Genomic DNA, 21,781 nt, shown 5'->3' on the forward strand with positions numbered 1-21,781 from the left:
GAGATCGCCGCATGTCGACCAACCGCATTACCCTTCGCCGTCCTGATGACTGGCATTTGCATTTGCGTGATGGCGAGATGTTGAAAGGTGTGATTGGCGAGACGTCCGAACATTTTGCCCGTGCGATCATCATGCCCAATCTGGTGCCGCCGGTGGTCAAGACGGCCGATGCGGTGGCCTATCGCGACCGGATTGCCGCGGCCATCCCGTCGGGCCATGATTTTACGCCGCTGATGACCCTGTATCTGACAGAGGGCAGCAATCCTGATGATATCGAGGAAGGCTACAAGGCCGGTGTGATCACAGCACTAAAGCTTTATCCGGCCGGGGCGACGACCAACTCGGACAGTGGTGTGCGCAATTTTGATAATGCCATGCCAGCGCTGGAGCGGATGGCAGAGCTTGGCATTCCGCTGTGTGTACACGGCGAAGTCACCGATCCGGACATTGATATTTTTGACCGTGAAGCGGTGTTTATCGACCGGGTTCTTGATCCGCTGCGCAAGCGTCTGCCGGAGCTTCGCGTGCTGATGGAGCACATCACGACCGAAGACGGTGTCGAGTATGTCAAAGCCAATGACAAGAACCTTGGTGCGACGATCACGACCCATCATCTGATCATTAACCGCAATGCCATTCTGGTCGGCGGCATTCATCCGCATATGTATTGCCTGCCGGTCGCCAAGCGTGAAAAGCACCGTCTGGCGCTGCGTGCGGCGGCGACGTCCGGTGATGCGCGGTTCTTCCTTGGCACGGATTCAGCCCCGCATACCGATGAACGCAAGGAAAGCCCGTGTGGATGCGCCGGGATCTTTACCGCCAACAACACCGTGCAGCTTCTGGCGCATGTGTTTGAGGAAGAAGGGGCACTGGACAAGCTTGAAGGCTTTGCGTCGATCCACGGGCCGCAATATTACGGCCTGCCATTGAATGGTGATCAGATCACGCTGGAAAAACGCGCTGAACCCGCCAGGTTCGCGGAAAAAATCGAAACCGGCGAAGGCCCGGTAACGGTGTTTAATCCGGGCTTTGATGTGTTCTGGCATTACGCCTGAGCTCAACCGCACTACAAAACAAAAGCGGCTCCATGCAGGCCGCTTTTTTGTTGGGCTATCGTCATTCCGGACGGCGCGTAGTGACGAGCCGGAATCTTTATGTCGTTGCCGATAATGGATTCCCGTACCCGCCTTCGCGGGCACAGGCTCTGCGCGGGAATGACGGCGGAGGTGGCGCGGATGCTAACCGCTCAGATCCACGGTGCCCGGCGCAGCATTCAGGCCCAGCGTCATGCGATAGCTTTCGGCCGCCGCATAAGCCTGTGCCGAGATCATGGCCGAGATGTTCATCGATGCGCCCTTGGCGACATTAAAATCAGCCGCCGAGCTTCCGGGGACGGATGCGGCACGGGAAATGGCGGCCTGGTTGGCGATGGCGGCGATACCATCAAGACCCTGAATGGGGCGGATGCTGACCTTGCCGCCGGTGGCGTAAAGCCGCCCGTCCGGGCCCGGCGTGTAGCTATAGCTGATCATGCCGGCATTTGCGCCGGCAAGGGCCTGATGGCTTTCTTCCTCTGTCCGCACAACTGCGTCACGGGCGCGCAGCTCCTGCACGATTTCACGTTCGGTCGCGGTCAGAAGGGCCGGGTTTGACGTGGGTTGACGTGCGCTTTCAGGGGTGGCTTCGCGTTCTTCCTGCTGACGTTGTGTCGGGCTCTGGATTTGCGGTTCTTCCGGCGCGCCACCGTTAATATCACGCGGATCAAGCTGCTGGATGATCGTGACCACCGATGCCGCGCTGTTGACAGGTGCTGTTTGCGCCGGGGCAGGCGGTGGTGTTGGGGCCGGTTCGTTCGTGCCGGTGGTCTGCGTTGAATTTGCTGACTCACCGCGCGACGTGGATGTGTTTGCGGGGGCCTGGGTGGCGGCAATGGTGCTTGAAAGCGGGACAAGCGCAACGGCAGCCGGTAAGGTTTGCGGCGCAGACGCAACCGTTCCGCCCGACCCGCTGGTCGGCGGTTGGCTCCCGGAGCCGGGCAGGGCGCGTGTGGCTATAATCTGGCCAAGTTGCCCACCACTGCCGGGGATAACCTGTATTGCACCTGCCTGTATCATAGGGCTTAGTATAGCCCAACTCTGGGTTAAATGTACATAAGCAGATCAAGGCGATGGCACTGGCAGCGCCATGGATCCGCGATCAGATCACGCCGGTTTGATGCGGTGGTTTTGCATCTGCCGGGTAAGGTAGTGGCAAAGTTGTTCCAGATCGGTTTGTCGATGATGCGTTTTACGATTTCTGCCTTGGTCCCTGTTTTGATCGCTGTGTTGATGCTTGCCCCGCCATATCCGGCGCAAGCCGCGCCGGATGCAGATTTATGGCCGGACTGGCAGGCGCATGATCCTGAAAGTGCCGTGGTGATTGATCATGGGGATTGGCAGGTCGTTCTGGATCGCTATGTCACGGTGCAGGAACCCGGTGTGACCAGCTTTGACTATAAGGCAGCAAGCAAAGATGGCGGGGCAGGGATGGTTGCGGGCTATGTTGATGCCATGACCAGGGTCGCGGTCGATCAGCTTAACCGGGATCAGCAATTTGCCTATTGGGTGAACCTTTATAATGCGCTGACCGTCAAGGTGGTTCTCGATCATTATCCGGTGGACAGCATCCGCGATATTGATATCTCGCCGGGGTTATTTGCCTCCGGGCCCTGGGGCAAAAAGCTGATCACGGTCGAGGGGCGAACACTGAGCCTTGATGATATCGAGCATCGCATCCTGCGCCCGATCTGGCGCGATGCGCGCATTCATTATGTGGTGAATTGTGCATCTATTGGCTGCCCGGCATTGGCGCCAGAGGCCTTTGATGCCGACAAACTTGAAGCGCAGCTTGATCAGGTTGCCCGAGACTTCATCAACCACCCGCGCGCGGTGCACGTTGAGGAAGATGGCCGTCTTGTGCTTTCAAGCCTGTATGACTGGTATCGGGATGATTTCGGCGAGAGTGATGCGGAGTTCATCGCGCATCTAAAGGCTTTTGCCGCGCCTGATCTGATGACCTATCTGGGCGATATCACAGAACTTGATATCGCCGAATACACCTATGATTGGGCGTTAAACGCCCACGGGCGTTGATCGCAGAGTTTTTAATTATGCTGCTGTATCGCGCAAGCGATCAGCAGCGCTGCCCGGTTTCCAGTTGAAGGCAGCGTCTTCATCGTCCGGATTTTCCGGGCGATGCTGATTTACTGCTTCTATCGTGTGACGGACATCACTGGCAGAGATGCCATCATAGCGCATTAATGTCTGAACGATCGGGTCGGCAAGCATATCTTCGACCGTCAATTCCTGATCAACGTAACTCATCTTCTCGTATCCCGAATTTTTTTGTTGTAGTGAATGTAATGCAATTGCAAGTCATTCGCAACAATTTTCGTGTTCTGATGATATCTTTTTTCATTTTCGGCCCTTAAACGCTTTGATCTGTCTTAAGGCAGGTCGATCTGTGCGAAATTTTCGCAAACCGCGTTTGCGGGCTTTTTCGTGCCTGAGTCCGGGCCAAATTCCTGTGGGTTGTATTTCCTTGATTAAAACCCTGATCGGTTTTAACGCTGTGATCTGGTCTGTTTGTAAAAGCGATTAGACCCAACAAGTATGGCAAAAATAGGCTGGCAAAATGACACGTCCGGGATTTCGCGAATATCTGCTTCTGGTGCTTCTGGCATTGATGTGGGGAAGTTCATTCACCTTCATCAAAATCGGTGTGCATGCCTATTCGCCGCTTGTGGTGGCAAACGGACGTCTGGCCTTTGCCGCCCTTGTGCTGTGGTGCCTTGCCTTGATTCGCAAGTCGGAAATGCCCACGGGGCGGCGTGCATGGATTTCGACCTTTATGGTGGCGCTGGTCGGGAACGCCGTTCCGTTCTTCCTGATCAGCTTTGGCGAGATCAAGGTCGATGCCGGGCTGGCGGCGATCCTGATGTCGACCGTGCCACTTACCACCGTCGTGCTGGCGCATTTCTTCACCCAGGATGAAAAGCTGTCGACCGGCAAGGTGATCGGGGTGATTTTGGGCACGATTGGCGTGATTGTTCTGGTTGGCCCGGAAACGCTTTCCGGGCTGGGTGGTGAATTCCTGTTCCAGCTGGCCATTCTGGTCGCGGCAATCGGATATGCGATTTCGTCGCTTGTGGCGCGTAATCTGCGCGATCAGCCGCGCATCGGATCTACGGCGGTTATTCTGACGTTCGCAACACTGATGCTGATGCCCTTTACCCTGATTGTCGATCAGCCCTGGACGATGAACTGGGATCTGGAAGGCGCACTTGCGATCATGTATCTCGGCATGTTCCCGACCGGCATCGCCATGTTCCTGATCCTGCAAATCATTGCCGTGGCAGGGGCCAGTTTCCTTGTATTTAACAACTATCTGGTGCCGGCCGTCGGGGTTCTGATCAGTTTCCTTATTCTGGGCGAGGTGCCCCAGCCAAATGCCCTGATCGCACTGGCCATTATTCTGGGCGGGATTGCGGCATCTCAGATGCGGTTTGGCCGTAAATCGCAACCGGCCGATGCGGCAGGTGCCAAGGCCGATCCCATGACCGCTGTGATGGAAGCGCCTGAAGGCGAAAAATCCGCGCAAAAATGATGGTTTTCAGGGCAGCGAAATCCCTGAATTCGCGATAAATTTCGAACTTTCTTTGCCAACCGTGAAGGATAGGATTTGTCAATATTGTTTGTGCGCGACAAACCTGATACTTTCCGCCTTTCTGGTCCGGCATGCGCCTGAAAACGGGGCATGTCACGCCGATTGAATCATTTCTGATCAAGCGTTTAAGAGGTCACGGGCTTTGTCCACCGAAGAGACCAATCCTGAGAACCGCGATATCTTCCCGGTTTCCATCGAACAAGAAATGCGCCGGAGCTATCTTGATTACGCAATGAGCGTGATCGTCAGCCGCGCACTGCCTGACGTCCGAGACGGTTTGAAACCGGTACATCGTCGTATTCTGTACGCCATGCACGAGAACGGGTTTGAATATAACAAACCGTTCCGCAAATCCGCCCGTGTGGTCGGGGATGTGATGGGTAAATATCACCCGCACGGCGACAGCGCGATTTATGACGCAATGGTCCGTATGGCGCAGAACTTCTCCATGCGCCTGCCGCTGATTGACGGGCAGGGGAACTTTGGTTCCATGGACGGTGATAAGGCCGCCGCCATGCGTTATACCGAGGCGCGCATGGCCAAGGCCGCGCACTTCCTGCTTGATGATATCGACAAGGACACAATCGATTTCCGCGATAACTATGACGAAACCACCAAGGAACCGTCTGTTATCCCGGCCCGTTTCCCGAACATGCTGGTCAATGGTGCCGGTGGTATTGCGGTTGGTATGGCAACCAACATTCCGCCGCACAACCTTGGCGAAGTCATTGATGGCTGCATGGCCTATGTCGATGATCCCAACATTTCCGTCGAAGGACTGATGGAATTTGTCCACGGTCCGGACTTCCCGACCGGTGGGCTTATTCTTGGCCGTTCGGGCATCCATTCGGCATTCAAGACCGGTCGTGGTTCCGTCGTCATGCGGGCACGTACCCATGTCGAGGAAATCCGTGCCAACCGCGAAGCCATTATCGTGACCGAAGTTCCCTATCAGGTGAACAAGGCCACCCTGATGGAAAAGATCGCTGATCTGGTGCGCGAAAAGAAACTCGAAGGCATTTCCGACCTGCGCGACGAATCTGACCGTTCGGGCGTGCGTATGGTGATCGAGCTCAAGCGCGATGCCAACTCGGATGTCGTCTTGAACCAGCTGTTCCGCTTTACCGCACTTCAGACCTCGTTTGGTGTGAATATGCTTGCGCTTAATCGCGGCAAGCCGGAACTGATGAACCTCAAGGACATCATTCAGGCCTTTGTCGAGTTCCGCGAAGAAGTCATTACCCGTCGGACCATCCACCTTCTGAAAAAGGCACGTGATCGTGCCCATGTCGTGGTTGGTCTGGGTATTGCGGTTTCCAATATCGACGAAGTCATCAAACTGATCCGTAATGCGGCCGATCCGGTCGTGGCGCGTGAACAGCTGATGGCGCGCGACTGGGCGGCGGGCGACATTGTTCCGCTGATCGAACTGATTGCTGATCCGAACCAGGTTGGCTCATCGGATGGCATGTATCGCCTGTCCGAAGCACAGGCGCGCGCGATCCTTGAGCTGCGCCTGCATCGCCTGACCGGTCTGGAGCGTGACAAGATCGCGGCCGAATTGACCGAATTGGGTGAGAAGATCAAGGACTTCCTTGATATCCTTGGTTCGCGTGAGCGCAAGCTTTCCATCCTCAAGGATGAACTTTCGGAAATGCGCAATGAATTCGCCGACCCGCGTCGCAGCGAAATTCAGGAAGCAGAATTCGAACATGACATCGAAGACCTGATTGCCCGCGAAGACATGGTCGTGACCGTGTCGCACAGCGGCTATATCCAGCGTGTGCCGCTGTCGACCTATCGCGCCCAGCGCCGCGGCGGCAAGGGCCGTTCGGGCATGGCAACCCGCGAGGAAGATTTTGTCTCCAAGCTGTTTGTTGCCAATACCCACACGCCGGTTCTGTTCTTCAGCTCCGAGGGGATGGTCTACAAGATGAAGGTCTGGCGTCTGCCGATGGGCACGCCGCAATCACGCGGCAAGGCGCTTGTGAACCTGTTGCCGCTCTCGGAGGGCGAATATATCACCACGGTTCTGCCGCTGCCTGATGAGGAAGAATGGCCGAACCTGCATGTGATGTTTGCCACCTCGACTGGCAACGTACGCCGGAACAGTCTTGCTGATTTCGTGAATGTGAAATCAAATGGCAAGATCGCCATGAAGCTTGAAGAAGAACGTGGCGACAAGCTGATTGCGGTTCAGACCTGTACCGATGATGACGATATTCTTCTGACCACCCGCAAGGGCAAATGCATCCGTTTCCGTGTGACGGACGTGCGCGTGTTTACGGGCCGTAATTCGGTCGGTGTGCGCGGGATCCGTCTGGCCGACGAAGACGAAGTCATTGCGATGTCGGTGCTGTTTGGCAACCATGTCACCATGGAAGAACGCGACGAGTATCTGTCGATTGCCGGTAAGCTGCGCCGCGAGGAAATCTCCGAGGACAGCCTGCCGCTTGAGGTCCTGAGTGCTGACCGCTACCAGGAAATCTATGACGGTGATCAGTTGATCCTGTCGGTGACCGAAAACGGTTATGGCAAACGGACGTCTGCCTATGAATACCGTGTGACGGGCCGTGGTGGCCAGGGCTTTGCCAATATCGAGATGTCCGAGCGTAACGGCAACGTTGCCGCGTCGTTCGTGATCGAGGAAGGCGACGAACTGATGATGGTCACCAATGGTGGCAAGGTCATCCGCATGCCGACCCATGATATCCGCATTGCCGGTCGTAAGACCCAGGGTGTGACGCTGTTCCGTACGGCCAAGGACGAAGAAGTCGTTGCTGTCGAACGTCTGTCAAACCTTGGCGACGAGGACGAGGTCATTGATGGTGAAGAAGGTGTGATCGAAGGTGGCGAAGGCACTGCCGAGACCACTGAACCGGCCGCAGAGGCATCTGACGAGGATGCATCCGCAGCACCGGCATCTGATGACGCAGACAGCGACGAATAACTGGAAGTTTGATGACTGAAACGTCTTCTACCGTATCGCGTATCGGGATTTATCCGGGCACCTTTGATCCGGTAACCCAGGGGCATATGGATATCATTCGTCGCGCGACCCGGATCGTCGATGAGCTGATTGTCGGTGTTGCGATCAATGCCGGCAAAGGCCCGATGTTCGGGGTTGAGGAACGCTGCGCACTTGTTGAGGGTGCGCTTAAGGCTGCGGGCGGTGAAGTGGCCGCCCGTACCTCAGTAAAGCCATTTTCGTCGCTTCTGATGCAGTTTGCGCAGGAAAACGGATCAAGCACCATTATCCGTGGTCTGCGCGCTGTGTCGGACTTTGAATATGAATTCCAGATGGCCGGGATGAACGCCCGGCTATCCCCGGAAGTTGAAACCGTGTTTTTGATGGCATCTGACAAACAGCAGTTTGTGTCTTCGCGCTTTGTGAAGGAAATCGCCCGGCTGGGTGGGGATGTCACTGAATTTGTGCCCGCCAACGTGCTCAAACGCCTGCACGAAAAGCTGGCAGAAGAAAAGGAATAACGCAGGCCATGCGTCTTTTTCGTCTATTCTCAATTATTGCTCTCGTACTAGGATTTATCACCATGTCCACTGGAAACGACGCTGTCGCACAGGATCTGGAGAACACGCTGTATCTTGACCTGAAAGATGGCCGCGTTGTGATCCAGCTCCGTCCGGATCTGGCACCGAACCACGTTGCCCGGATCAAGGAACTCACCCGTGAAGGCTTTTACGATGGTCTGAACTTCCATCGTGTGATCGAGGGCTTCATGGCCCAGACCGGCGACCCGAAAGGCAACGGAACTGGCGGTTCCGGCCAGAAACTGGACGCGGAATTTTCCAATGAACGCCATGTTCGTGGTACCGTTTCCATGGCGCGTTCGGCCAACCCGAACAGTGCGGATTCCCAGTTCTTCATCGTATTCGCCGATGCACCGCACCTTGATGGCCAGTACACCATCTGGGGCCAGGTGACTGAGGGCATGGAATATGTCGACATGATCAAAAAGGGTGCGCCATGGGCCAATGGCAGCGTTGCCGACCCCGATCAGATCGTCAAAATGCAGGTTGCTGCTGACGCGCAATAATCGCGAACTTTCAAGTATTACAACCGAAAGCCGTTCCTTTGTGGGGCGGCTTTCGCGTTTTTGGGGCTGAATGCGCAAAAAGAGCCAAAATATGGAAAACAGGTGTTGACCGATGGGGCCTGTGCCATTAAAACGCGCTTCACCAACGTTGAGGGCCCGTAGCTCAGTTGGTAGAGCAACTGACTTTTAATCAGTTGGCCACAGGTTCGAATCCTGTCGGGCTCACCAATAAGCCCCTGAAACCTAACCGGTTTCGGGGGCTTTTTATTTGTCTGCCTTTCCCTTGCACAACTTGTCCATTGGCGATGGCTGGTTCTTGTCATTGAGACGATATTTCGTGTTCCGTGTTGGTGTTTCTCGATCAAGATTCACTCACATAATCGGGTATTTTTCATCTTTTCATAGCTGATGTGCATCTTCGCGTAAAAAGGGGGGTTGACCGATCCCGTCTGGCCCATTAAAACGCCGCTCACCAACGTTGAGGGCCCGTAGCTCAGTTGGTAGAGCAACTGACTTTTAATCAGTTGGCCACAGGTTCGAATCCTGTCGGGCTCACCAATTCAAAACCCCTGGAACCCAGAAGTTCCGGGGGTTTTGCATATCCGGGCTTTGACACGCATTTCCCGGCAAAGATCACCAATACCCAACATGGCTTGTTTTGCCTCAATGGCTGATGCCCGAACGGGGAAATCAGGGCAAAAAACGTTGTGGCTGCTTTGTTGCGATTGCATCGCAATTCTATTTCCTGTAAAGAATGCAAATCAGTTTCAAACGCATCAGAGCAGGACGTCTGGTGATGATCAATTTTGTGATCGGGAAAGTTACATGTCTGACCCAGTAAATTCATCTGCCGCATCCGTGGATGCGCAATCCCCGCTTTCTTCCGATGGCGCACAGGCAGATGGTGCCGCTGCGACCGGAACGCTCAATGCGGACGGCACTGTGATGGTCGACCCCGATACCGGACTTGCCATTGATGCCACAGCGACAACCCAGTCCAATGGTCTTTTGGGGGATTTCACCAGTCTTCCGGTGATTGAACAAGTTGACCGGGCCGGTGTGGTCGGTTGGGTGCTGGCGGCGATGGCGCTGATCGGGCTTGTGGTGTTCTTCTACAAGCTTGTCGGTTTCCTGCGTCGTGGTGTGTTTGCCGATGGCTTCGTAAAGGATGTCGAAAATCATCTCTCGTCCGGGAACGAGGCAAAGGCAGCCGAACTTATGGCGCGTCGTCGTCATCCAGCGGCCCGCATCGGCCTGTCTGGCATGACCTTGCCGGTCAACTCGGCCCAGGATCGCGAAGCGGCATCTGATTTGATTGCCGCCCGTGCGCGCAAGGAGATCGATGGTCTCAATGGTGGTCTGCGCATCATGTCTGCCATTGCCGTGCTGAGCCCGCTTTTGGGGCTGCTGGGCACGGTTATGGGCATGATCGAGGCGTTCCAGCGTATGGAAGGGGCAGGCAGCCGTATTGATCCCTCTGTGCTGTCTGGTGGTATCTGGCTTGCGCTTCTGACGACTGCGATCGGCCTTGTCGTCGCGATTCCGGCAACCGCATTCCATATGTGGATGCAGGGCGTGATTGGCCGGGCAGCGGCGACTATGGAAGATGTCTGCACCTTGGTGGTCAATCGCGGTGAGCTGGCCCAGAAGTCGCTCAGCCGCGTATCGAACCTTACCGAACTGCGCCACGCCGCCGAATAATTACCATCTCCGGAAGTCGACCCATGCAGTTGCGCGAACGTAACAGCGGTACATCGCCGATGATCGGTCTGACCCCGCTGATTGATGTTGTCTTTATCCTGCTGATCTTTTTCATGCTGGCTTCAAGCTTCCTTGACTGGAAGGGTTTCGAGATGTCGGTCAGCATTTCTGATGGTCGCGCCACCAGTCAAAGCGAGACGCGCCCGGTCACGGTCGAGGTTGACGTCAATGGTGGCCTGTCCATCAATCGCAATGCTGTTGCGCTGTCCAATCTTGCGCCGACGCTTTTGCGTGATCACGAAGGATCGCCAGTGCGTCTGCGCCCGGTGAACGGTGCCAGTCTGCAACGATTGGTCGAGGTTATGGATACGTTGGGCCGGGGTGGCGTCACGGATGTGGAGTTCATCGAATGAAGCGCCGCATCCATATTACCGAAGATGGCCCGGTTCAGGAACCGATGTTGCCCTTGATCAATATTGTCTTCCTGCTTCTGATCTTTTTCATGATTGCCGGAAGCCTGCAAAAGCTTGGCCCGTTCGAAGTTGATCCACCGGCCAGCCAAACCGCCGAAGCCGAGCCCGAAGACACCATTGTTCTGTGGTTTAGCAATACCGGCGAAATCGGGATTGATGATCTGACGGGCGGGCTTGATCGCCTGTCGTCAATGCTGCCAGCCGATTATATCGGTCGGCCGGTTGAAATCCGTGCAGACCGTGAAGTTGAGGGTGCCAGGGTCGTAAGCCTTCTGGCACGCCTTCAGGAACTTGGCATTGAAAAGGTCCAGTTGATGACGGCCATGCAGCCGGGACAGGAATAGCATGTCCAAACGCGTTGACCTTTTGATTGCGACCGGGCTGACCGGCCTTGTCCTGACCGGCGGGATCGTGCTGGCCATGCCCGACCCGCAGCCATCCGGCTGGGGCGGGGCAGGAGCCGTCCAGAGCATCAGCATTTCGCTTGGTGCCGGGCAGGCCGAAACTGGCGAGGCCGAGATCGATACAGAAAGTGCCAATGCGGTCGATAGCACTGCCGCCGACGTTCCCGAAGAAATCGTCGAGCCTGAAGAAGAACAGGAACCAGAGCCGGAAGTTGCGCCGGAACCGGTTTCCGAAAAACTGGTCGAGCCTGAACCTGAACCAGAAGTGATCCCGGAGCCCGAGCCTGAGCCTGAGCCGGAAATCGTTGAAGAACAATCCGAGCCAATACCAGAGCCGGAACCCGAGATTGTCGAGGAACAGCCGGAACCTGAACCGGTTGTCGAGGAAGCTGTTGAGCCCGAGCCGGAACCAGAACCCGAACCGGTCGTCGAACAACAACTGGCAGAGGTGTTGCCTGTCCGCAGGAAGCCGAAACCACCTGTTGAGCAGCCTGTGACGCCGGAACCGGTCAAAATGCCTGAGCCGGTCGAAAAGGCCATTCAGCCAACGCCGCAGCCCTCCGGGCTCACCAACTCCGTAAAGTCGGATGGCACGACGGGTGAAACCAGCCAAAGTCAGGCGGCAAGCTCTTCAACCGGGAGCGGCGGTGGTGCTGCAAGTCAGGCGATGATGGTTGACTATCAGGCATCGGTTCTGGAGATGCTGGCGCGCTATCGCGAATATCCGGAACGCGCCCAACGCCGGCGGATCGAGGGGGAAAACCGCATTCGTCTTGTCATTGCACGCGACGGTACCGTGCTTGAGGCCAGCATGATCAGTTCAAGCGGATCAAGTATTCTGGATCGTGAAACCGAACGTCTGATCGAACGTGTTCGGAAATTTCCGCCATTCCCTGACGAGATGACCGAAGAGCAGGTTATCTGGACTGTTCCGGTGAACTATCAGCTTCGGTAAAAATGAAACCACCAGCTTTTCCAGGCTGGCGGTTCTTGTGTTTCCTGTCGTCCCTTAGTCCGGTCTTTCACCATCTTGCCAGTGATAGGTCAGCGGCGCTTCACGCCAGACTATTTTATCACAATGGACGATGTTGACCTTGATCGCCGGATATAAAAGTCCGGCCAATTTCGCAACTGCGTTTAAACGCGTGTTTGGCATGACACCGTCCGAGGCGCGCGATCGCTAGCCCGCAACGCCCCGGACCGGAAGCATTTTACGATGTTAGTCTGGTGATGAAGGCATCAACATCGGAGCGGAGTTGTTCCGAGTTCTGTTTAAGTTTCCGCGATACTTCCGAAACGTTTGAGGCAACCGAGTTCGTCCGGGCTGCTGTGTCATTGACGGACTCGAGGCTGTTGTTTACGTCGCGGTTGGCCGATGACACGGCATTGATATTTCCGCTGATTTCGGTGGTTGCTGCGGCTTGTTGTTCAACTGCAGCCGAAATCGCCGTGACCGCCTCAACAATGTTACCGATCTGGCCAGCAACGCCATGAATGGCTGTAACAGCGGCAACCGTGCTTTGCTGTACATTATTGATTTGGTCTGTGATATCGCCGGTTGCCTTGGCTGTCTGGTTGGCAAGGTTTTTGACCTCGCTTGCGACAACGGCAAAGCCCTTGCCGGCTTCGCCCGCGCGGGCAGCCTCGATGGTGGCGTTTAGCGCAAGCAGATTGGTCTGGCTGGCAATCTTGTCGATGAGTTCAACCACAGTGCCAATCTGTTCGGCAGCGGTGTTCAGCGCCTCAATCGTTTCTGACGTTTGCTGAACGGAATTTTCGACATCGTTGGAGATGGTCGATGCGCGTGAAACCTGGCTTGAGATTTCGCGGATCGAACTATCAAGTTCCTCCGCGGCACCCGCCACAGTCGTCGCGTTATCGGCTGATAGCTCTGCCGCACTTTTGGCCTTTTCAACCTCGCCTTGGGTTTCGCCCATGCTTGCGATAAGGCTTTCCGAGGCGTGCGACATATCCTGTGCCGAGCTTGAAACAGCGGAAACAACCGTTCCGATGGTTTTTTCAAACTCGTCTGACATGTCCTGAAGTTTGTTGAAGTAGGTCGTCTGGGTTTCTTCGTAATAGACCGTAATGGCCATTTCGACATCCACCAGCAAGGCATTGGTACTGGCGATCAATATAGTTGGAAGCTGCGAATCACGGGCGAAGTTCTTGCAGAGAACAGCGGTGATTTCACCCAGCATGAAGTTATAGGCCGAAACATATGATTCCGGAGTCAGGCCGATCCGTTCATGGGCTTTGCCGATCCGCCGGACATCATCATAAAACGATTGATCGAAGTCCCCCTCAAACAGCTTCGCCCAGTGTTTCCTTTGGGCATTCTTGAGGCGCTCAATATTGGATGGATCGCCAATAATCTTGGCCAAACCTGCGTCACTCATCACACGTCGATAGAATTCTTCAAGCATGACCGGAAGGTTTTTTTCGATAGCAGGCCACGCACGCTTGAGCTGTTTGATTTTGGTTTCATCAAGCCCAATGAAGTCGAGACGTCGTTTTAGTTCAGGATGTGTCACTTTCTGTACCCCCTCAAAACCGGCAAGCATTTCGAATAGTCAAAATGACCTGATTAACTTTAGGTTGGGGCGAGAGGGTTTAGTTGAACTGTACGAAAGCTTAGGTTTATGTGATTTATTTCACATAGAACTAGATAATAATGCATCGAAACACACGCATAAGGAGAAAATAGAGAAAAAATTTCTCATTCCCTGATCTGTCGCGTCATAGAGCTGTTTATACCTTTGGCTAAATGGAGGTTTCTATGCCAATCAATGCTACGCAGCTCCGTACGCTTGTCGTCAAACCGGTTCTCGCAGAGCTGGGACTGTCAGCACCTGATGTTGCTGAGAACCTGATCATGGGGACCGCTGCCCATGAAAGTCATCTGGGGGATTACATCGCGCAGGTTGGTGGTGGTCCGGCCCTGGGCATTTTCCAGATGGAACCGGCAACCTTGCATGATTGTTATGAAAACTATCTTGATTACCGGGCGGATCTGAAAGCCAAGGTCGATGGTTTTCTGGCAGCACAGCCCGCAAACCCTGATGGGACCCCGGACAAGGACGCCCAATTGGCGACCAATCTGGCCTTTGCCACAGCATTGTGTCGCATCCGCTATTATCGCGCACCGGCGGCAATGCCATCCGATCCGAATGACGTTAACGGACTGGCGGCCTATTGGAAGCAATATTACAACACGCCACAGGGGGCCGGTACGGTTGAACAGTTTGTTGCTGATTACAATCGTTACCTTGGATCGTGAAGACCCCGGCATCGGGCAAACGCCAGCTTTCCGTAGCGTAATGAAAAAATATTTCCTGATTTCGGCAAAAATAGTGGAAAACAACAGCTGTTTTGGCCAAAATCTCCCTCCGTAGGCTGGTGGTTACGCAAAAAACCACCAAAATAGAATAATCCAGGGGGATCGAAATGAAGCGTCGTCAGTTCCTTAAAGGGGCCGGACTGGGTGCAGGTGCGGTTGCTGCTTCGGTTGCAGCGCCGGCTGTTGTATCTGCGCAGGAAACGCTGAATTGGCGTATGGTGATGCCATGGCCAAAAGGTACGCCGGGCCTTGGCACCAATGCCGAGAAATTCGCCAGCATGGTTAAAGAGATGTCGGGCGGTCGCCTGAACATCACCATTTATGGTGCGGGCGAACTGGTTCCGCCGTTCGAATGCATGGATGCGGTCGAACAGGGCGTGGTCGAAATGGCCCACGGAACGCCTTATTACTGGCAGGGTAAAAATCCGGCACTCAACTTCTTCTCGACCATTCCCTTCGGTCTGACCGCGTGGGAGCTTTCAAGCTGGATCCGCTTTGGCGATGGCCAGAAGCTTTGGGAAGAAGCATACGCCGAATTTAATGTCGTGCCGTTCTATGCCGGTAACTCGGGCATGCAGGCCGGTGGCTGGTTCAACAAGGAAATCAATTCCCTTGATGACCTGCAGGGCCTGAAAATGCGCTATGCCGGTCTTGGCGGCGAAGCCATGCGCCGTGCCGGTGCCAACGCCACTATGATCCCGCCGGGCGAAATCCTGCCGGCGATGCAGTCGGGCGCGATTGATGCGGCCGAGTGGGTTGGTCCGTGGAATGATATGGCGTTTGGTCTGTATCAGGTTGCCAAGTACTACTACACCCCGGCCTTCCATGAACCGGGCCCGGGCCTTGAAATCTTTGTCGGCAAAGACAAGTTTGACGCGCTCACGCCGGATCTGCAGGCGATCATTCGCTTTGCCGCACAGGCGATTGCCGAAAACACCCTGGCCGACTTTACCTTCAACAACATCCAGTCATATCAGCCACTGATCGACAAGGGTGTTGAAGTCCGTCAGTTCCCCGATGAAGTCATCATGGCGCTGGCCGAACATTCCAAGGCCGCAGTTGATGAAATCGCAGGCCAGAACGACCTAGCGGGCCGGATCGCGACCAGCTACCTTGATCTCGTCAAGAAAGCCGCGCGCTATGGCAAGGAGTTCGAGGCCACTGGCCTTATGCATCGTGCCAAGGTCTGGGGCTACTAAGTCCGGTCTACAAATACGCTTGAGCCGAAAGGTTCGAACCCATTCAGGGGCTGTCATTTGGACAGCCCCTGTTTTTTTTTTGAGCTTATGGTTGAAGATTTGTTGATAAAATGTCGATGTCATGCGCCGAGTGCGATGCAGCATCCCGCAAACATGAATTGTTGCGAACGGCAAAAAACGTAACTTTGGAGCCCATCAAGGTTACGAAATTATCTTCGTGAACGTTTTACGCAAAATTTTACCAATACTGGGAGCCCCACAATGAAACGTCGCGCGTTTCTGGGCGGTGCAGGCGTTGCCGCAGGTGCATTTGCCGCCACCGCTGCCGCACCGGCCATCGTCAAAGCCGATGAAACCATCAACTGGCGCATGGTTATGCCCTGGCCGAAAGGGACGCCGGGCCTTGGTGCGAACGGCGAACTGTTTGCCGAGCGTGTCAACAAGATGTCGGGCGGTCGTCTGAACATCACGGTTTATGGTGCAGGTGAACTTGTTCCGGCTCTTGAATGCATGGATGCGGTCGAGCAGGGCGTTGCCGATCTGGCGCATGCCACTCCGTATTACTGGTTTGGCAAGGACCCGGCTGTTTCGTTCTTTACCACCATTCCGTTTGGTCTGATGGCGTGGGAGCTTTCAGGCTGGCTGCGTTTTGGCGGTGGTCAGGCACTTTGGGACGAGCTTTATGCACAGTTCAACGTCAAGCCTTTCCTGGCAGGCAACACCGGGCTTCAGGCCGGTGGCTGGTTCAACAAGGAAATCAACTCGGTCGAGGACCTTAAAGGCCTTAAAGTCCGTTATGCCGGGATCGGTGGCGAAGCCATGCGTCGTTTGGGGGCGACCCCGTCGCTTCTGCCGGCCGCAGACATTCTACCTAGCTTGCAGTCAGGTGCGATTGACGCGGCCGAGTGGGTTGGTCCGTGGAACGACTATGCCTTTGGTCTCGCATCTGTTGCCAAATACTACTACACGCCGGCATTTGCAGAGCCGGGCTCTGGCATTGAAGTCTTCATCAACAAGGACAAGTTCGCCGAGCTGCCCGAAGACTTGCAGGAAATCGTTGCCGTTGCCGCACAGGCCAATGTCGACCAGACCCTGTCGGACTTCACATTCAACAACGTCCAGTCCTATCAGGCGATCCTTGATAAAGGTACCGAGATCCGTCACTTCAATGATGACCTGATCAATGCCTTTGCCGGTGCAGCCAAGGAAGCGCTTGAAGAAATTGCAGGCAAGAGTGACCTTAACGGCCGCATTTATGCATCGCTCATGGACTTTGCCAAGAAAGCCGCCCCGTATGGCAAGGAATTCGAGGCAACCGCGCTTAATCAGCGCGCCAATGTCTTTGCCAACGGCACTTACTAAGCGTTCCAGCCGTCACGCGACTGAACTTAAAAGGCCGGCTCCTTCGGGGGCCGGCCTTTGGTGTTTCGGGTATCTGTACTAAACAGGTACTAGTCCAAATCCATATGCGGAACGTCCAGCGGAAATAACGAACGGAAGGGTCGGCCATCCTCGATACAACGCGCAAAGGACGGGCGTGCCATCAGGCGATTGCGATAGGCAAGAAGATGTTCAAAACGCGCATCAATCGGATGGCTCCAATGCGTGTAAAAAAGATGCGGACCAGCGGCACAGTCGGCCAGCGTGAAGTCATCGCCAATGGCCCATTCTCGATTTTTCATTTTATCGTCCAGCCAGGCATAAGACGTTTCAAGCATCTCTTTGGCCTTGGTTACACCATATGGATCTTTGTCGCCCGCCGACCGCATCGCATCAATCACAAGCTTCATCTGCGGGGTTGCGATGTAATTGTCGAAAAATCGATCCATGAAACGTGTATCAAGCGCACTATCGGCATCCTGCGGGATCAGGCGACTATCACCGTGATACTTCTCATCGACATATTCGACGATGATGCTGCTTTCGATCACGGACCGGCCCTGATCGACGATTACTGGCATCTTCTTAATGGGCCAAAGGGCTCCAAGTTCCTGCATGATGTCTTCGTTCTGAAAATCAATCTCGCGGAATGTGAAATCCAGGCCGTGTTCATAAAACGCGATCAGCGCTTTCTGACAGTATGATGAGAAATAGTGGCCGTAGAGTGTGATCGACATTTTCGCCTCGCACGGTGGTGGATAAAACTGATTGCATAGTGCAATCAGTTGTCTTTTATCAAAACCGATCCTATTTTGCAACCAGTGCAAAGCAGGAAGGCAAAAAATGGATCAGCACCGCTCGGGTTGCCCGATTAATCTGACACTTGAAATTCTGGGCGACCGTTGGAGCCTGATCGTTATTCGCGATGTGATGTTTGGCAATCGCCGCCATTTTCGCGAATTGCTGGGCGATTCCGAGGAAGGCATTGCTTCAAATATTCTCTCGGCAAGGCTCAAGCGCCTTGTGGCGGAGGGGCTTTTGTCAAAGTCGTCCGATCCAAGCCATTCACAGAAATCTATTTACAGTCTGACAGAACCTGCAATCGCTTTGGTTCCGCTATTGGTGCAAATGGGGGCGTGGGGGCGGCGCTATATGCCGGTCTCAAAGGAACTGTCCATTCGCGCCCAATTGCTTGAAGAGGGCGGACCAGCCATGTGGCAAGGTTTTATGGATGAATTGCGCCATATCCACCTTGGCGCGCCTGCGCCTGACAAATCAGTTCTTGAAGAACTTCAGGCAGCCTACCAGCGTGTGGTCGCCGAGGAAGCCGCATCGACCTGAGACCGGGCAAAAGAAAAGGGGGCCGCAGCCCCCTTGTCAGACGTCTTAAAATTGTTCTTTGCCACCCGGTCAATGCATCGTTGGCGCATTCGGGGCGGCGGGCAGGTCAAAGGTGAACCTGTCCTGATCTTTAAGCTCTTCATTCGCGGCACGTTTGACCAGTTCGGCGGCCAGAACCAGGGATGTTTCAATCGTCCATTTAAGTTGTTCGACCGCACCCTCGTTCCCGGCATTCAGGGCCTCGGGCAGGATGCGTTCCTGCAGGAATTTGGCAACACCGGCAAAGGCGCGTGCGGCACTTTCGCAGTTGTTGCGTTCGACCATGAAGCGGCCGCTTTGTTCGATCGCATCGGAAATCCCGGCCAAGTGGCCCATCATGATGCGGATTTCCCGATCTTCGGTCTCGGTTTTCTTGGCAACAAACCGCAGGATGCCAGCGTAAAAGCCATAATCAGAAGCCATCTTGCCCACGCTTTCCTTGATCTTTGGTCTCAAATCGATTTGCGCCGTTTTAGACAATAACGCCGCCGTGGTATAGTCCCCGATCAGAGTTTATCCTAACCGCCTGATTTGGCGGCCGGATTGAAAACCGGTTACAGAACGACACACAGGGCTACGCGCGGATGATCCAGGGCGGACTGATATTTATTGTTGCCATGACCTATATCGGGTTGCTGTTTGCCATTGCCCATTATGGCGACAAATATGCCGATAAATGGCGCGCATCCCGCCTGAAGCCAACGGTCTATGCCCTGTCATTGGCGGTTTATTGCACAAGCTGGACGTTCTTTGGTTCTGTCGGGTCGGCGGCGACAGGCGGCTGGGCGTTCTTGCCAATCTATATCGGCCCGATTGTGGTGATGGTTGTCGGTTTTGGCATCATGACCAAGATCGCGCGTGTCTGTCACAAGCAAAACATCACCTCGATTGCCGATTTCCTTGGGTCGCGCTATGGCAAAAGCCAAAGTCTGGCAGCCCTTGTCGCGCTGATCGCGGTGGTTGGCGTTCTGGCCTATATATCGCTGCAGCTCAAAGCGGTTTCGATGTCCTTTGATGTGCTGATTGGCGATCTGGGCGAACAGGTCGTGCGCCATTCCGAAGGCCACTTTTCCAAGGACACGGCCTTTTACGTCACCATTTTGATGGCTGTTTTCTCAATCCTGTTTGGTGTGCGCTATATCCACGCGTCCGAACACCATGACGGCCTTATTCTGGCGGTGGCGTTCGAAAGCCTGATCAAGCTCGCCGCCCTTTTGATGGTGGGCTTCTTTGTCGTTTACGGCATGTTTGACGGTTTTGTCGATATCAACAGACGTGCACTGGCCGATCCCGACATCCGGCAAATGTTCATCCCCGATACATGGATGACGTCGAATTTCTTTATTGCCACCATGCTGGCGGGCTTTGCGATCTTTTGCCTGCCGCGCCAGTTCCATGTCACCTTTGTCGAAAATGATGACAGCCGCAACCTGACCAGCGCCCGCTGGCTGTTCCCGGCCTATCTGATTGCGATCAACATCTTTGTTGTGCCGATTGCCATTGCCGGTCTTTACATGTTTGGCGATGACCCGACGGTCAATCCCGATACCTTTGTTCTGACCCTCCCGTTGCTGGGCGGGCAGAACTGGCTGGCGGTGGTCGCCTTTATCGGCGGGCTATCGGCCAGTACCGGCATGGTGATTGTGTCCTGTGTCGCAGTGTCGACCATGGTCTGTAACGATCTGGTCATGCCGCTTTTGCTGCGCTCCGAACGTCTTCAGAAACGCATGTCCGGCGATGTCAGTCAGGTGCTTTTGAAAATCCGCCGCGCAGCCGTGATCGGGCTTTTGTTCCTCGCCTATGGCTTTTATCGCTTCCTTGCAGAAAACTATGCGCTGGCCGATATCGGGATGCTGTCCTTTGCCGCCATGGCGCAGTTCGGCCCGGCGGTTCTGGCGGCGATCTATCTTAAGAACATCAACCGGACGGGGGTGCGACTTGGCCTGATGTCAGGCTTTGTGCTTTGGGCCTATACCCTGTTGATCCCGGCCTTTGTGCAGGGCGGGTTGTTGCCATCCTCGATCCTGACCGACGGGCCCTTTGGCATTGGTATCCTGAACCCGCAGGCCCTTTTGGGTGTCGGTATTGAAGACCATCTGACACACGGTGTTGTCTGGTCGCTTGGTATGAACTTCGTTTTGATGTTTGTCGGCTCTGCTGTTGGTGTGCAGGGGGTGACCCAACGTCGTCAGGCACAGGTCTTTGTCGATGTCTGGCGCAAGGATACCAAGGCACGCAACGATACCTGGCCGGGTCGGGTGACGCTGGGCGACCTCGAAGATTTGGCCGCACGCTTTTTGGGGAAACACTGGGCGCAGCGTGCCTTTCGCAATTACCTGCAAGCGCGCGAAGGGACGACAAAGCGGTCTGATATTGCCGATGTTGATGCCGCGAACTTTACCGAACATCTGCTGTCTGGTGCCGTCGGGGCCGCATCATCGCGCGTGGTGATGGCGCTGCTTCTGCCCGACAAGGCCGTTTCGCGTCGCGATGCAATGGAACTGCTTGATGAGGCGTCCGAGGCCATCAAGTTCAACCGTGATCTTTTGCTCAATACACTTGAAAACATCTCGCAAGGGGTGGGGGTGTTTGACCAGAACCTTCGTCTTGCGACATGGAACCACCGTTTCATTGATCTGCTTGGCATTTCGACCAGCGACATTCAGGTGACATTGCCGCTGTCCGAGCTTGTCCATATCTGCCGTGATAACGGCAACCGGGCGGTGGATATTGATGTACTGCTGGGCCGCAATGCCGCGCCACAGATGCGCCGTTTGCCCCACACCTATGAGCGCAAGCGCGCTGATGGCATGGTGCTTGAGGTTCGCACCAACCCGATGCCCGATGGTGGCTTTGTCGCGACCATTGCCGATATCACTGCGCGTGTGCGCACCGAGGAAGCCCTTCGGGACAGTGAACGCAACATCCGGATCTATACCGATAATATCCCGGTGATGATTGCGTACGCCGATAAGAACCAGCGCCTGCGCTTTACCAACCGCCCGTATGAACGGATGTTTGGTCTGCGCCGGGTTGAGGCACACGGCATGTCGGTCCGCGAAGCGGTGGGCGAGGAACGCTATGTCCATCTCGCCCCGATGATCGATCTTGTTTTGCAGGGCTATCGCCAAAGTTTCGAGATCGA

The 21,781-nt window shown here is 55.0% G+C and carries 21 protein-coding genes and 2 tRNA genes; 18 read left to right on the forward strand and 5 right to left on the reverse strand.

What is annotated here, in order from left to right; genetic code table 11:
* The first annotated feature begins 11 nt into the window (after nucleotides 1–11).
* On the forward strand, nucleotides 12–1,055 hold the full coding sequence (gene pyrC, locus B2R48_RS16330; protein ID WP_297002564.1) for a dihydroorotase: 1,044 nt from the start codon (nucleotides 12–14) through the stop codon (nucleotides 1,053–1,055).
* Between the two features lie 183 nt (nucleotides 1,056–1,238).
* On the opposite strand, the gene B2R48_RS16335 is transcribed toward pyrC, so the two are convergent.
* Nucleotides 1,239–2,114, reverse strand: a complete 876-nt coding sequence (locus tag B2R48_RS16335; RefSeq protein ID WP_297002566.1) for a putative metalloprotease CJM1_0395 family protein — start codon at nucleotides 2,112–2,114, stop codon at nucleotides 1,239–1,241.
* 132 nt (nucleotides 2,115–2,246) lie between these two features.
* Here B2R48_RS16335 and B2R48_RS16340 point away from each other — a divergent pair, with 132 nt between their 5' ends.
* Nucleotides 2,247–3,131 carry a DUF547 domain-containing protein gene (locus B2R48_RS16340; RefSeq protein ID WP_297002568.1) on the forward strand — a complete coding sequence of 295 codons (885 nt, stop codon included), beginning with the start codon at nucleotides 2,247–2,249 and terminating at the stop codon, nucleotides 3,129–3,131.
* A gap of 15 nt (nucleotides 3,132–3,146) precedes the next feature.
* On the opposite strand, the gene B2R48_RS16345 is transcribed toward B2R48_RS16340, so the two are convergent.
* Nucleotides 3,147–3,362, reverse strand: a complete 216-nt coding sequence (locus B2R48_RS16345) for a hypothetical protein (RefSeq protein WP_297002571.1) — start codon at nucleotides 3,360–3,362, stop codon at nucleotides 3,147–3,149.
* 310 nt (nucleotides 3,363–3,672) lie between these two features.
* Between B2R48_RS16345 and B2R48_RS16350 the strand changes: the two genes are divergently transcribed.
* From B2R48_RS16350 to B2R48_RS16400, 11 genes are all read left to right on the forward strand, one after another.
* A complete protein-coding gene (locus tag B2R48_RS16350) occupies nucleotides 3,673–4,644 on the forward strand; it encodes a DMT family transporter (protein ID WP_297002573.1) in 972 nt (323 codons plus the stop codon).
* A gap of 202 nt (nucleotides 4,645–4,846) precedes the next feature.
* Nucleotides 4,847–7,654 (forward strand): DNA gyrase subunit A, encoded by a 2,808-nt coding sequence (gyrA, locus tag B2R48_RS16355; RefSeq protein WP_062957883.1) that lies wholly within the window; start codon nucleotides 4,847–4,849, stop codon nucleotides 7,652–7,654.
* 11 nt (nucleotides 7,655–7,665) lie between these two features.
* On the forward strand, nucleotides 7,666–8,193 hold the full coding sequence (gene coaD, locus B2R48_RS16360) for a pantetheine-phosphate adenylyltransferase (protein WP_062957884.1): 528 nt from the start codon (nucleotides 7,666–7,668) through the stop codon (nucleotides 8,191–8,193).
* Nucleotides 8,194–8,255: 62 nt separating this feature from the next.
* Entirely contained in the window at nucleotides 8,256–8,759 is a 504-nt protein-coding gene (locus tag B2R48_RS16365; RefSeq protein WP_062957885.1) for a peptidylprolyl isomerase, read from the forward strand.
* Between the two features lie 152 nt (nucleotides 8,760–8,911).
* Nucleotides 8,912–8,987: transfer RNA gene (locus B2R48_RS16370), tRNA-Lys, on the forward strand.
* 254 nt (nucleotides 8,988–9,241) lie between these two features.
* Nucleotides 9,242–9,317 (forward strand) — tRNA-Lys (locus B2R48_RS16375).
* 267 nt (nucleotides 9,318–9,584) lie between these two features.
* On the forward strand, nucleotides 9,585–10,460 hold the full coding sequence (locus tag B2R48_RS16380; protein ID WP_297002579.1) for a MotA/TolQ/ExbB proton channel family protein: 876 nt from the start codon (nucleotides 9,585–9,587) through the stop codon (nucleotides 10,458–10,460).
* Between the two features lie 23 nt (nucleotides 10,461–10,483).
* A complete protein-coding gene (locus B2R48_RS16385; RefSeq protein WP_297002582.1) occupies nucleotides 10,484–10,873 on the forward strand; it encodes an ExbD/TolR family protein in 390 nt (129 codons plus the stop codon).
* Entirely contained in the window at nucleotides 10,870–11,277 is a 408-nt protein-coding gene (locus B2R48_RS16390) for an ExbD/TolR family protein (protein WP_297002585.1), read from the forward strand. Before B2R48_RS16385 ends, B2R48_RS16390 begins: the two co-directional genes overlap by 4 nt.
* 1 nt (nucleotide 11,278) lies before the next feature.
* Nucleotides 11,279–12,292, forward strand: coding sequence for an energy transducer TonB (locus B2R48_RS16395; RefSeq protein ID WP_297002589.1), 1,014 nt, complete (start codon nucleotides 11,279–11,281; stop codon nucleotides 12,290–12,292).
* A gap of 130 nt (nucleotides 12,293–12,422) precedes the next feature.
* Nucleotides 12,423–12,521, forward strand: a complete 99-nt coding sequence (locus B2R48_RS16400) for an AraC family transcriptional regulator (protein WP_297002592.1) — start codon at nucleotides 12,423–12,425, stop codon at nucleotides 12,519–12,521.
* Between the two features lie 27 nt (nucleotides 12,522–12,548).
* On the opposite strand, the gene B2R48_RS16405 is transcribed toward B2R48_RS16400, so the two are convergent.
* The gene (locus B2R48_RS16405) at nucleotides 12,549–13,871 is read right to left on the reverse strand and encodes a globin-coupled sensor protein (protein ID WP_213474552.1); all 1,323 of its coding nucleotides are present in this window, start codon (nucleotides 13,869–13,871) and stop codon (nucleotides 12,549–12,551) included.
* 245 nt (nucleotides 13,872–14,116) lie between these two features.
* Here B2R48_RS16405 and B2R48_RS16410 point away from each other — a divergent pair, with 245 nt between their 5' ends.
* The 3 genes from B2R48_RS16410 (at nucleotide 14,117) to B2R48_RS16420 (ending at nucleotide 17,238) form a co-directional block, all read left to right on the forward strand.
* A complete protein-coding gene (locus B2R48_RS16410; protein WP_062954062.1) occupies nucleotides 14,117–14,617 on the forward strand; it encodes a hypothetical protein in 501 nt (166 codons plus the stop codon).
* A gap of 167 nt (nucleotides 14,618–14,784) precedes the next feature.
* Nucleotides 14,785–15,876 (forward strand): TRAP transporter substrate-binding protein, encoded by a 1,092-nt coding sequence (locus B2R48_RS16415; RefSeq protein WP_062954063.1) that lies wholly within the window; start codon nucleotides 14,785–14,787, stop codon nucleotides 15,874–15,876.
* A gap of 261 nt (nucleotides 15,877–16,137) precedes the next feature.
* The gene (locus B2R48_RS16420; RefSeq protein ID WP_297002599.1) at nucleotides 16,138–17,238 is read left to right on the forward strand and encodes a TRAP transporter substrate-binding protein; all 1,101 of its coding nucleotides are present in this window, start codon (nucleotides 16,138–16,140) and stop codon (nucleotides 17,236–17,238) included.
* A gap of 89 nt (nucleotides 17,239–17,327) precedes the next feature.
* On the opposite strand, the gene B2R48_RS16425 is transcribed toward B2R48_RS16420, so the two are convergent.
* Nucleotides 17,328–17,993: a glutathione S-transferase family protein gene (locus B2R48_RS16425; protein WP_213474555.1), complete on the reverse strand. Its 666-nt coding sequence runs from the start codon at nucleotides 17,991–17,993 to the stop codon at nucleotides 17,328–17,330.
* 106 nt (nucleotides 17,994–18,099) lie between these two features.
* Between B2R48_RS16425 and B2R48_RS16430 the strand changes: the two genes are divergently transcribed.
* Nucleotides 18,100–18,597: a winged helix-turn-helix transcriptional regulator gene (locus tag B2R48_RS16430; RefSeq protein WP_062954065.1), complete on the forward strand. Its 498-nt coding sequence runs from the start codon at nucleotides 18,100–18,102 to the stop codon at nucleotides 18,595–18,597.
* Nucleotides 18,598–18,666: 69 nt separating this feature from the next.
* Here B2R48_RS16430 and B2R48_RS16435 read toward each other — a convergent pair whose 3' ends face one another.
* The gene (locus B2R48_RS16435; protein WP_297002604.1) at nucleotides 18,667–19,059 is read right to left on the reverse strand and encodes a hypothetical protein; all 393 of its coding nucleotides are present in this window, start codon (nucleotides 19,057–19,059) and stop codon (nucleotides 18,667–18,669) included.
* 161 nt (nucleotides 19,060–19,220) lie between these two features.
* Between B2R48_RS16435 and B2R48_RS16440 the strand changes: the two genes are divergently transcribed.
* Nucleotides 19,221–21,781: PAS-domain containing protein (locus tag B2R48_RS16440; protein ID WP_297002606.1), on the forward strand; the 2,561-nt coding region annotated here is incomplete at its 3' end.

The sequence above is a fragment of the Thalassospira sp. UBA848 genome (assembly GCF_002295455.1).
Classification (GTDB): domain Bacteria; phylum Pseudomonadota; class Alphaproteobacteria; order Rhodospirillales; family Thalassospiraceae; genus Thalassospira.